The sequence below is a fragment of the Arthrobacter sp. 24S4-2 genome (assembly GCF_005280255.1).
Classification (GTDB): Bacteria; Actinomycetota; Actinomycetes; order Actinomycetales; family Micrococcaceae; genus Arthrobacter.
Genome location: NZ_CP040018.1, coordinates 3,140,484 through 3,151,967 on the forward strand (window position 1 = coordinate 3,140,484; position 11,484 = coordinate 3,151,967).

The 11,484-nt window shown below is 65.6% G+C and carries 8 protein-coding genes and 1 pseudogene; 4 read left to right on the plus strand and 5 right to left on the minus strand.

The annotated features are described in order from the left end of the window. The first annotated feature begins 102 nt into the window (after positions 1-102). Positions 103-705, plus strand: a complete 603-nt coding sequence (locus tag FCN77_RS14525; RefSeq protein WP_137322845.1) for a DUF3043 domain-containing protein — start codon at positions 103-105, stop codon at positions 703-705. A gap of 81 nt (positions 706-786) precedes the next feature. Here the strand turns inward: FCN77_RS14525 and FCN77_RS14530 are convergent, their stop codons facing one another. After that, positions 787-1,860 (minus strand): quinone-dependent dihydroorotate dehydrogenase, encoded by a 1,074-nt coding sequence (locus FCN77_RS14530; protein ID WP_137322846.1) that lies wholly within the window; start codon positions 1,858-1,860, stop codon positions 787-789. Positions 1,861-1,983: 123 nt separating this feature from the next. Here FCN77_RS14530 and FCN77_RS14535 point away from each other — a divergent pair. Further along, a pseudogene (locus tag FCN77_RS14535) lies at positions 1,984-2,993 on the plus strand (alpha/beta hydrolase). After that, positions 2,990-4,075 carry an alpha/beta hydrolase gene (locus tag FCN77_RS14540; protein WP_137322848.1) on the plus strand — a complete coding sequence of 362 codons (1,086 nt, stop codon included), beginning with the start codon at positions 2,990-2,992 and terminating at the stop codon, positions 4,073-4,075. The pseudogene FCN77_RS14535 and the gene FCN77_RS14540 overlap by 4 nt, the downstream one beginning before the upstream one ends. Here FCN77_RS14540 and FCN77_RS14545 read toward each other — a convergent pair. From FCN77_RS14545 to leuA, 3 genes are all read right to left on the minus strand, one after another. Beyond that, positions 4,063-4,902, minus strand: a complete 840-nt coding sequence (locus tag FCN77_RS14545) for an isoprenyl transferase (protein WP_137322849.1) — start codon at positions 4,900-4,902, stop codon at positions 4,063-4,065. The two genes, FCN77_RS14540 and FCN77_RS14545, sit on opposite strands and share 13 nt — an antisense overlap. Before the next feature lie 2 nt (positions 4,903-4,904). Then, entirely contained in the window at positions 4,905-5,660 is a 756-nt protein-coding gene (gene recO / locus FCN77_RS14550) for a DNA repair protein RecO (protein WP_137322850.1), read from the minus strand. Positions 5,661-5,754: 94 nt separating this feature from the next. After that, positions 5,755-7,494, minus strand: a complete 1,740-nt coding sequence (gene leuA, locus FCN77_RS14555) for a 2-isopropylmalate synthase (RefSeq protein ID WP_137322851.1) — start codon at positions 7,492-7,494, stop codon at positions 5,755-5,757. 254 nt (positions 7,495-7,748) lie between these two features. Between leuA and FCN77_RS14560 the strand changes: the two genes are divergently transcribed. Further along, positions 7,749-9,701: a M13 family metallopeptidase gene (locus tag FCN77_RS14560; RefSeq protein ID WP_137322852.1), complete on the plus strand. Its 1,953-nt coding sequence runs from the start codon at positions 7,749-7,751 to the stop codon at positions 9,699-9,701. A gap of 121 nt (positions 9,702-9,822) precedes the next feature. Here FCN77_RS14560 and FCN77_RS14565 read toward each other — a convergent pair whose 3' ends face one another. Beyond that, the gene (locus FCN77_RS14565) at positions 9,823-11,394 is read right to left on the minus strand and encodes an LCP family protein (RefSeq protein WP_254678565.1); all 1,572 of its coding nucleotides are present in this window, start codon (positions 11,392-11,394) and stop codon (positions 9,823-9,825) included. Positions 11,395-11,484 lie beyond the last annotated feature (90 nt).

Consider the following 11,484-nt stretch of genomic DNA (forward strand, 5'->3'; position numbering starts at 1 on the left):
CAACAAACACTCCCGGTGCCGCTGCCGGCACCGCTGAAGGTCCTCCGCGGGGGTGGTGTGACTTAGGACTATTAGCCTGCCGGTGCAAGGTATTCTTTAGGGGTGTTTGGACGTAAAAAGGAAGCGCCGACGGCGCAGGACGTAGTTGACCAGCAGGCGGCCGAGGCTTCGGCCCGGCGTGACGCCTCCCTCGGCAAGGGTGTCCCCACGCCCAAGCGCAAGACGCAGGAGGCGGCCCGGAAACGGCCCCTCGTGCCGGAGGACCGGAAGGCCTCCAAGGAGGCCGAACGGGCAGCTGTCCAGGAACAGCGGACCAAGATGCGCCAGGCGCTGGACACCGGTGACGAAAAATTCCTGCCGCTGCGCGACAAGGGCCCGCAGAAGCGGTTTGCCCGCGATTACGTAGACGCCCGTTTCAGCCTGGGCGAGTACCTGATGTTCGGGGCCCTGGTTTTCGTCATCGTATCGCTGCTGGTCCCTTCCACGAGCGAGTCGATGATCTATGTCCTTGGCGGCTTCTGGATCATGTTCCTTGCCGTCTTCGTGGACGTCTTCATCCTGTCCCGGAAGCTCCGCAAGCGACTGGCTGAGAAGTTCGGCGAGGTGGAACGCGGCACGGTCTGGTACGGATCCATGCGATCACTCCAGTTCCGCAAGCTGCGCCTTCCCAAGCCGCTCGTCAAGCGCGGAGAATTCCCTTCCTGATCCCGGCCATCGAAAAGCCCCCGGCAGTTCAAAACTGCCGGGGGCTTTTTCGTCTCCGGTTGTCCTTCGCAGGGATGGCGCCTAGCGGCGGGCCGGGTGCTTGGCGAGCTGCCGGTTGATCCGCGCGGCCCAGAAGGGTCCTTCGTAGAGGAAGGCAGTGTAGCCCTGCACGAGGGTGGCTCCGGCGTCGAGCCTCGCCTGCACATCCGCGGCAGTCTCCACGCCGCCCACGGACACAAGCGTGAGCTCACCTCCGGTTGCTTCCCTGAGGCGGCGCAGGACCTGCAGGGACCGTTCCTTCAGGGGGGCGCCGGACAGTCCGCCGGCGCCGCAGGCCTGGATTTTTGCCGGGTCAGCGGAGAGCCCTTCGCGGCCGATGGTTGTGTTGGTGGCGATGATGCCGTCGAGCTTGAGGTCGAGAGCCAGGCGCGCGACGTCGTCGATGTCTTCATCCGTGAGGTCGGGCGCGATCTTGACCAGCAGCGGGACGTGCCGGCCGGCGGCTTTGTCCGCCTCCTCTCCTACGGACTTAAGCAACGGCCGGAGCGTTTCGACGTTCTGCAGCAGGCGGAGCCCAGGTGTGTTGGGAGAGCTGACGTTGACCACGAGGTAGTCGGCTGCCGGCGCAAGGCTCCGGGCACTGATGAGGTAGTCATTGGCAGCGTCTTCCAGCTCCACCACCTTGCTCTTGCCAATGTTGACCCCGATCACCGGCCGGACCGCAGGATGCCTGCCTTGCAAGGCCGCCCTGGCCGACTTGAGCCGCGGGGCCACTGCAGCCGCACCGTCGTTATTGAAGCCCATCCGGTTGATGACTGCTTTGTCCTCCACCAGGCGGAACAGGCGCGGTTTTTCGTTGCCCGGCTGGGCCTGGCCGGTGATGGTCCCGACTTCCACATGGCCGAATCCGAGTTCGGTCAGCGCCTCAATGCCGTGCCCCTCCTTGTCAAAGCCTGCGGCGAGGCCGAACGGCGAAGGGAAAGTCAGGCCGAAGGCGGAAGTCTGAAGCGACGCGGCCGGCGCAGTGAACTTGGCCAGCACCTTGCCCGCCCCTGAGCTGTGGGCCAGCCGGATGGCCCGGAAGCCGATCTTGTGGGCGCGTTCAGCGTCCATCCATGAAAAGGCCAAACGGAAGAAGGTGGGATATACGCGCATAGGTCCAGTTTTCCGGTTCCGGCTGCCCAGACCAAACCGGCGCGCAGGTCCGGGGCGGTATGACGCATCCTGTGGGCACCGTGGTAGCTCGCTGCCGCCGTATACGTTGTCTAGGCTGGGCAGATGAAGTGGCACACAGACATCCTGGGGATGATTTCGAAGCCTGTATTTACCAGGCGGCGGGCGCCGACGGAGTGGAGCGCACGGCCACCCTGGTACGGCACGTGCCCAACGGTGGAACGGACCGGCCAGGCCAGCCGGTTCCCCACCCGCTCCCCCGCCGTGCCGTCCTGTTCCTGCACGGCTGGAGCGACTACTTCTTCAATGTCGAGCTCGCCCAGTTCTGGACAAACAAGGGCTTTGAGTTCTTCGCCCTGGACATGCACAACCACGGCCGGAGCCTTCAGCCTGACACCCACGGCGGCTTCGTGGCCGATCTCGACGACTACGACGCAGAGATCAGCAAAGCGATCGGAATCATCGGCTCCCTCCGGCCGGAGGAAGCCGCGGGGCCGTCGCTGACCCTGATGGGCCACTCGACCGGCGGCCTTGTTGCCGCCCTGTGGGTCAGCCGCCATCCGGGCGTCGCCGCCCAGCTGGTCCTTAACAGCCCGTGGCTCGAAATGCACGGCAGCTCCCTGGTCCGCCGTGCCGCCCGGACCATGGTGGGGCCACTGGCGCACTACCGGCCGGAGGCGGTGCTGCGGCTGCCGGAGCGCGGATTCTATTGGCGGAGCATCAGCAGCGAGGCTGAAGGTGAGTGGACCCTGGACAACAAGTACCGGCCGCCGATGGCATTTCCCGTGCGGGCCGGATGGCTCAGGGCTGTTCTGGCCGGGCATTCCCGGGTGGCCCGCGGGCTGCGGATCGACATCCCCATTCTGGTGCTCCTATCCGGGGCCAGTGAGACCGGGTTGTTCTGGACGGAAGCGATGCGCAGGACCGACGCCGTGCTGGATGTGAACACCATCGCCATCAGGGCCATGGCCCTGGGCCGGTCGGTGACCCTGGAACGGATCGACGGGGCGCTCCACGACGTCTTCCTGTCTCCGGCCCACGTCCGGGCGGACGCCTACGCCCGGCTGAACCGCTGGATCCGCGGGTACATCCTCGACGACGGCGGGCAGCAGTGAGCGCGCCGGCGCAGGACCCGCCAGCCTGGCAGGCGGACCTGCTGGGTGACGGTTTCGAGCACCTCGAGCTTCCCCTGGCCGATGACGACGAAGGCGGGGTATGTGCCACGCTGGTCCGGCATGTTCCCGCCGGTCCGCCAGGGCCGCCCGCCCTGCTTTCCGCCCTGCGGAAGAACGTCTTCAAGCCCTTGCCGTGGCCCGGATCCGAGGCCCGGACCCACCACGGAGCCGTTCGCCCGGGGGTGGTCCTGTACATTCACGGCTGGGCGGACTACTTCCTGCAGTCCGAACTTGCGAAGTACGTCGGCTCGCATGGACTTCGTTTCTATGCGCTGGACCTGCGCAAGTTCGGCCGTAGCCTGCGTACCTGGCAGACTCCCGGCTACGCCACGGACCTGGCGGTCTATGACGAAGACATCGCCGCCGCGCTGGCGGCAATCAAGGCCGATGTGGCCGCCCGCACCGGCCAGCCGGCGGAACCTGTAGTCCACATGCTGGCGCACTCACTGGGCGGGCTCATCGGTGCGCTCTGGGCAAACCGACACCCCGGCGCCTTGGGGACACTGATCCTGAATGCTCCCTGGCTGGAACTCCAGGGCAGCAGCCTGATCCGGAACATCGCCATGCACCTTGTGGAACCGTTGGCGCGCACGGATCCCAAGCGGCCCTTCCGTTTCCCGGAAATGCCGGCCTATTGGCAGAGCGTCAGCGACCAGGCCCACGGCGAGTGGTTCCTTGATCCGCAGTGGCGCCCGACGGCGTCGTTCCCCATCCGCGCGGGCTGGACCCGTGCGGTCCTTGCCGGACACTCGGCCGTCGAACGGCGGCTGGACATCGGCGCGCCGGTCCTGGTGATGCTCTCGGACCGCACCAGGATCCAGGCCGAGTGGTCCGAGGAACTGATGGGGATGGACGCCGTGATTGACGTCGAGCAGACCGCCCGCCGCGCCCTGGGCCTCGGCCGGCGCACGTCCGTCTACCGCTACCCGGGGGCCATCCACGACATCTTCCTCTCACGCCGTGAGGTGCGGCAGGAAGCGTACCGGGACCTGGTCGCCTGGCTGCATTCCTATCCGGGCTGACCGCTGCCGGTCGGTGCTGCTGCATCGACGGCGCCGCCGTACCGGCGGTCGCGCCGGGCGTAGATCTCGACGGCGTCCCACAGGGTCCTGCGGTCGACGTCGGGCCAGAGCGTGTCCATGAACACGAACTCCGCGTACGCGGACTGCCACAGCATGAAGTTGGAGAGCCGCTGCTCGCCGGAGCTCCGCAGGAAGAGGTCGACGTCAGGAAGGTCCGGTTCGTCCAGATACTTCTGGATGGTCCGTTCCGTGATGGCGCCGGGCTTGAGCCTGCCGGCCGCAACGTCCTCGGCAATTGCGGAGACGGCGTCGGCGATTTCGGCCCTCCCGCCGTAATTAACACACATGGTCAACGTGCAGGTGCTGTTACCCCGCGTGTAATCCTCGGCGTCCTCCAGCTCCCGGATTACCGACCCCCAGAGTCTGGGCCGCCGTCCGGACCAGCGGATGCGCACGCCCCATTCGTCCAGCTGGTTCCTCTGCCGGCGTAGCACATCCTTGTTAAAACCCATCAGGAAGCGCACCTCCTCCGGGGAGCGCCGCCAGTTCTCCGTGGAGAAGGCATACACCGTCACGTACTTAATGCCCAGTTCAATGGCTCCGGCGACGACGTCCAGGAGGGCGGGTTCACCGGCCTTGTGGCCCTCGATCCGCGGCAGCCCCCGTTGGTTTGCCCAGCGACCGTTGCCGTCCATCACGATCGCGACGTGCTGCGGTATGAATTCTTCGGGAATGGACGGCGGTACGGCCCCGGAAGTGTGCGGATACGGTGCCTGCACCGGCTCCGTCCGCTGCCGTACGGGATTCTTCTTCTTTCCAAGGGCCACAGTCAGCTACGCTCCACATGTTTGAGTGATTTCAGCACACGTTCAAGATGCCACTGGAGGTAGCTGGCAACCAAACCGGCCGCCTCCCGCCGGTTGACCGCCTGGGAGGCGTCCGCCGTCGTCCAGTCCCCTGTGAGCAGCGCACCGAGCAGGAAAACTGTTTCGGCTGCGGGTGCGGGCGATCCCGGCGGGCGGCAGTCGTGGCACACCATGCCGCCCAGCGGAGCCGAAAATGCCGTGTGCGGGCCGGGAGCACCACAGCGGGCGCAGATGGTGAAGCTCGGCGCCCATCCTCCGGTGGCCAGGGCACGCAGCAGGTACGAGTCGAGGATTAGCTCCGGGGTGTGCTCGCCCCGGCTCAGCGAGGCCAGTGCCCCCACCAGGAGGTTGTACTGCGCGGTTCCGGCCTCGCCATCCACATCAGTGAGTTTTTCGGCTGTTTCCGTCATGGCGGCCGCCACGGTGTAGCGGCCGTAGTCTGCCGCGATGCTGCCGCCGTAGGCGCCTTTGGCCACGGCCTGCGTGACGATGTCCAGGGTTCGTCCGGAAATCAGCTGCAGGTCCGCCACCATGAACGGTTCCAGCCGTGCCCCGAAGCGGCTGCTGGTGCGTCGGACGCCTTTGGCCACGGCACGGACCTGGCCGTGGTGCTTGGTGAGCAGCGTGATGATCCGGTCAGCCTCACCCAGCTTGTGGGTGCGCAGGACTACGGCGTCATCCCGGTAGGCGCGCGCTGAGTAGGAGGATTGTTGGGCCACAGTTAATCTTCGCACTGACCTTCGGGAAACCGCGGATGCAGCGCCCCCGGGGTGAGCCGGGGGCGCAACAGGTCAGCGCAACGGGTGATTGGTTTTAGGCCTGAGCGTCCCGGACCGCGCGGTTCACGGCCGAGATGACCGCCTTCAGCGAGGACGTGGTGGTGTTGGAATCAATGCCGACGCCCCACAGCACCCGCTCGCCCACAGCGCACTCAACGTATGCCGCCGCACGGGCATTGCCACCTTCAGAGAGCGCGTGCTCGCTGTAGTCCAGGACCCGCACGTCCACGCCATCCTCACCCAGGATCGCGAGCAGCGCCGCGATCGGGCCGTTACCGGTGCCGGTGCGGCGGACCTGGACGCCATCCACGGTGACCGTCGCATGCAAGGTCATGGCGCCGTCGTCGTCCGTTTCCGTGCTGAACGAGCCCAGCGAATAGCGGCCCCACTGGCCGTCCTCCTTGCTGGAGGGCAGGTACTCGTCCTGGAAGAGCTGCCAGAGCTGGGCGCCGCTGACCTCGCCGCCCACGGTGTCCGTCTGCTTCTGGATCACGCCGGAGAACTCGATCTGCGCACGGCGCGGCAGGTCCAGGCTGTGCTCGTTCTTCAGCAGGTAGGCCACGCCGCCCTTTCCGGACTGGGAGTTGACCCGGATGACGGCTTCGTAGCTGCGGCCCAGGTCCTTGGGGTCCACCGGCAGGTACGGAACCTGCCAGGTGTAGTCGGCGACGTCCTTGCCGGCGGCCGCGGCGTCCTTCTCGAGGGCTTCGAAGCCCTTCTTGATGGCGTCCTGGTGCGAGCCCGAGAAGGCGGTGAAAACGAGGTCACCGCCGTACGGCGAACGCTCCGCCACCGGCAGCTGGTTGCAGTATTCCACCGTGCGGCGGACTTCGTCGATGTCGGAGAAATCGATCATGGGGTCGATGCCCTGGACGAACATGTTCAGGCCCAGGGTGACCAGGTCCACGTTGCCGGTCCGCTCGCCGTTGCCGAACAGGCAGCCTTCGATCCGGTCGGCGCCGGCGAGGTAGCCCAGTTCGGCGGCCGCAACTCCGGTGCCGCGGTCATTGTGCGGGTGCAGGGAGAGGATGATGCCCTCGCGGGGGTGCAGGTTGCGGCTCATCCACTCAATGGAGTCGGCGTAGACATTCGGGGTGGCCATTTCTACTGTGGCCGGCAGGTTGATGATGACCTGGCTGTCCGCTGACGCCTCGAAGACATCGGCGACGGCGTTGCACACACGGACGGCGTATTCGAGTTCGGTGCCGGTGAACGATTCCGGCGAGTATTCGTAGGTGATGTGCGTGTCCGCCAGCGTTTCCTCGTACTTCTTGCACAGGCGTGCGCCCTGGAGAGCGATGTCCAGGATGCCGTCCTCGTCCTGGTTGAAGACGACACGGCGCTGCAGGACCGACGTGGAGTTATACAGGTGGACGATCGCCTGCTTCGCCCCGACCAGAGATTCGTAGGTCCGCTCGATCAGGTGCTCACGGGCCTGCGTCAGCACCTGGATGGTGACGTCGTCGGGAATGTGGTTGCCTTCGATCAGCTGCCGGACGAAGTCGAAGTCGGTCTGCGAGGCGGACGGGAAGCCGACCTCGATTTCCTTGTAGCCCATGCGGACCAGCAGGTCGAACATCTTCATCTTGCGGGCCGGGCTCATGGGATCGATCAGGGCCTGGTTGCCGTCCCTGAGGTCCACGGCGCACCAGCGCGGGGCCTTGGTGATTACTTTGTCCGGCCACGTCCGGTCCGGCAGTTCAACACTGATCTGGTCCTGGAACGGGACATAGCGGTGGACGGGCATTCCTGAGGGCTTCTGTGCGTTTCGCATTACTATCGGGGCCTTTTCTGTGATTCCTGTTTGAAAGGTGGCCGGGCAACACAAACTCCGCGACGAGGATCGGCCTTGCGCTAGATCGCGTCTGAGGCCTCGCCGCGGCAGCTAAGAAGAAGCAGTTCTGCGCGCACCATTTCACAGTAACACGGGTGCGTAAGATGAAGGAGCAACACCTCCAGCAACGTCCACTATGCAGACGCTGCCACCGGTGCCCGCGCCGGCGGCAGCCCTCACCTGAAGGAGCACTTGTGCCAATCTCCGGGATCGACCTGTCCAATATCGACCACAGCGTCCGGCCGCAGGATGACCTGTACCAGCACATCAACGGCGCATGGCTGAAGAGCACAACCATCCCGGACGACCGCGCGCTCGAAGGAACCTTTACGGCCTTGCGGGACGGTTCGGAACTGGCGGTCAGGGAAATCATCGAGGAAGCCGCCGGACGGGGCGAGGACGCCAGCGGCATCGAGCGGAAGGTCGGCGACCTCTACAGCAGCTTCCTGGATGAAGCCACCGTGGAAGCCAAGGCCATGGACCCGATCCGGGAGCGCCTCGATGCGGTCTTCGCAACAACGTCAGCGGCTGAAGTCATCGAATTGGCCGGCCGGCTGTTCCGCTCGGACGTGTCGGGCCTCTTCTACATCTATCCCGCCCCCGACGCGGGAAATCCGGACCGGATCCTGCTTTACACCGGCCAGGGCGGCCTGGGCCTGCCCGACGAGTCCTACTACCGCGAAGAGAAGTTCGCCCCGATGGTCGAGGCCTACGGCGAACACGTGCGGACCATGCTGAGCCTCGCCGGAACGGCGGACCCGGAGGGCGCCGCCCAGCGCGTGGTCGGGCTGGAGACGGCGCTGGCCGCCCACCACTGGGACAACGTCACGCTGCGCGACCCGCAGAAGACCTACAACCTGAAGACCGCTGCGGAAGCCGTTGAGCTGTTCCCCCTGATGGACACCTGGTTCGACGCTGCCGGAATCACGCCGGAAAAGCGCGAAGAACTGGTGGTCAGCACCCCTGATTTCTTTGCCGGGGCAGCCGGCCTGCTCGAATCCGAGCCGGTGGCTGCGTGGCAGGACTGGCTCGCCATGCGGGTGGTCAGCTCTGCGGCTCCCTACCTCTCCTCGGAATTCGTGGATGCCAACTTCGCCTTCTACGGCACCACCATCAGCGGCACGCCCCGGAACAAGGACCGCTGGAAGCGCGGGGTCGCCGTCGTCGAAGCCTCGCTGGGTGAGGCCGTCGGCCAGATCTACGTCTCCCGGCACTTTCCGGAAACCCACAAAGCCCGCATGCAGGCGCTCGTGGCCAACCTTATCGAGGCCTACCGGCAAAGCATCACCGGGCTCACCTGGATGGGAGAGGACACCAAACTCGAAGCCCTGAAGAAGCTTGAGGCGTTCCGTGCCAAGATCGGCTACCCCGATGAGTGGATCGACTACTCGGCAGTGCAGATCGACCCGACCGATCTCCTGGGAAACGTTGAGCGGGCCCACAACGCCGACGTCGACCGTCACCTGGACGAGGTGGGCAAGCCCGTGGACCGGAACAAGTGGCTCATGACGCCGCAGACCGTCAACGCCTACTACCACCCGCTCCTCAATGAAATCGTGTTCCCGGCAGCAATTCTCCAGGCGCCGTTCTTCACGGCGGACGCCGACGACGCCGTCAACTACGGCGGCATCGGCGCGGTGATCGGGCACGAGATCGGGCACGGCTTCGATGACCAGGGTTCACAGTTCGACGGCGGCGGCGCCCTCCGGAACTGGTGGACGGAGGATGACCGGACGGCTTTCGAGGCCCTGACCTCCAAGCTCGTGGCCCAGTTTGACGCGTTGTCGCCGCACGCTGCGCCGGGACACCATGTCAACGGCAAGCTCACGCTCGGTGAAAACATCGGCGACCTTGGCGGTCTCACCATCGCCTACAAGGCGTACCTGATCAGCCTCGACGGCGCGGAGCCGCCGGTGCTGGACGGCCTGACCGGGCAGCAGAGGTTCTTTGCGTCCTGGGCTGCGGGCTGGCGGCAGGTGATCCGCAACGAGGAGGCCATCCGGCGCCTGGCGACGGACCCGCACTCCCCCAACGAATTCCGCACCAATGCCATCGCCAAGAATTTGGATGCCTTCCATGAGGCGTTCGGCGTGGCCGAACAGGACGGAATGTGGATGCAGCCCGAGGAGCGCGTCAGCATCTGGTAACGCGTCAGCATCTGGTAACCGGATACCAGCGAAAATACTTGCGGGGCCGGCCACTGTTCGTGGCCGGCCACGCAGGTATTTGTTTCCGGACCAGCGCGTAACCGGATGTGTCCGGTGCCGGCTAGCGGGTAATGAGCTCGGGGTTCGCCTGCTGGCACACGGCGTCGCCCGCAGTCTGGTTCACGATATCGCTTGGCAGTGCCACGGCGCCCATCTTGGTGCCGGACGTGAAGTCCGTGCCCGCGTAGACCTGTACGCCGCTGACACCGGTCGCAGGAAGGACCTGCGTGGCCGGGATCTCAAGCAGAGCCGCCACGTCTGCCGCCACGTCCTCGAAGCCCGGGCCGTAATAGACCGCTGTCTTCTCGACCGGCTGCGCCGTGAGCGGCGCAGCCTGGGTGAATCCACCGGCGATCACGGCCTGGACGAGTTCCTGGGCCCGAGCCTGAACTCCCGATCCGTTGGCGACCGTGACCGGTTGCTGCGCCTTGTCATAACCGGGAACAGGCGTGGCCGGAGTGGTCGGCGACGGCGCCGCAGTGGTCTCGCTCGGTTGGGCCGTCGGGCTTGGGGTTGCCGTGGGGTCGGTGAGGTCAACGTCCTTGCGCAACGCAGCGAACAGCTGGGATGCCGCCGGCTCAGCCACGGCCAGCCTGTTGGGGTCGGTAGGCGCGGGCGTGGTGGGTACGGCAACAAACGCGACCTTGCTGATGTCGATGTTCTTGAGCCGGTTGCCGATGGTCAGCAGCGACGGCACCGAGGCCAGGCCGTCATCCACGGTGAGGTTCTGCGTGACGACGTCGGCGATCTTCAGCATCTTTTGCGGATCGCCCAGCGTGCCGTCGTCCTTGATCTTGCGGGTGAGGGATGACAGGAAGCCCTGTTGCGCCTTGATCCGGCCAAGGTCCCCGCCGTCGGCGAAGGCATGCCTGGTCCGGAGGAAGGCCAGGGCCTGTTCGCCCTGCACCTGGGAGGTACCGGCCGGAAGGCGCAGACGGGAATCGGGGTCGTAGACGGCGTCGCTGATGCAGACCTCGACCCCGCCGACGGCATTGGAGAGCTCTTTCACGGCATTGAAATCCGCCATCATGAAGTGATCAATTTCCAGGCCCGTCAGTTTGTTGACGGTATCTACGGCGCAGCCGATCCCGGCCTGCTTCATGGCCTCATTGATCATCACGCCGCTTCGTGCCGGGAACACCTGGTTGGTCTTGTGGTCCGTGCACTCCGGGATGTCCACCAGGAGGTCCCGCGGGAAACTGATGACGCTGACGCGCTTGTTGTCCGCCGAAATGTCCATCATCATCATGACGTCCGACTGGCCATATCCCGAGGACAGGTCGGCTTCCCCGTACTCCGAGTTCTTGCCGTCGCGGGTGTCCGAGCCGAGGATCAGGATCTGCATCCGGTCCTTGGAGTCATTTACGGGATCTTCGGTGCGGCTGCTGCCGGCACCAAGGGGAGCTTTGCTGATGTTCATCTGCAGGCGGATCACCCAGAAGGCAGCGAAGGCAAGGCCGCCCACCAGAAGGAGGGACACGACGACGGCGGTTGTCTTCAGCCAGGCCGGCTTGCCACGCATGGCACCCAAGTGCCGGGCGGGGCCCATCGCTTTGGTGTCCGAGTGCCGGGCGGCGGCGTCGGCAACTGGCGTACCAGCGCCTTGTCCGGGGTTGTCTCGGCGTCGCACCACGTGGTGATACCTTCCTCTATGAAACGGGGTTCGGTCCATTTTAGTGGCCGAGACTGGGAAAACGCCCGATGCGCCGGGCCCACCCTGTGG

Coding starts and splice junctions, on each gene's coding strand:
- FCN77_RS14530 (WP_137322846.1), bottom strand. CDS start 1,860: ATGCGCGTATATCCCACCTTCTTCCGTTTGGCCTTTTCATGGATGGAC.
- leuA (WP_137322851.1), bottom strand. CDS start 7,494: ATGCGAAACGCACAGAAGCCCTCAGGAATGCCCGTCCACCGCTATGTC.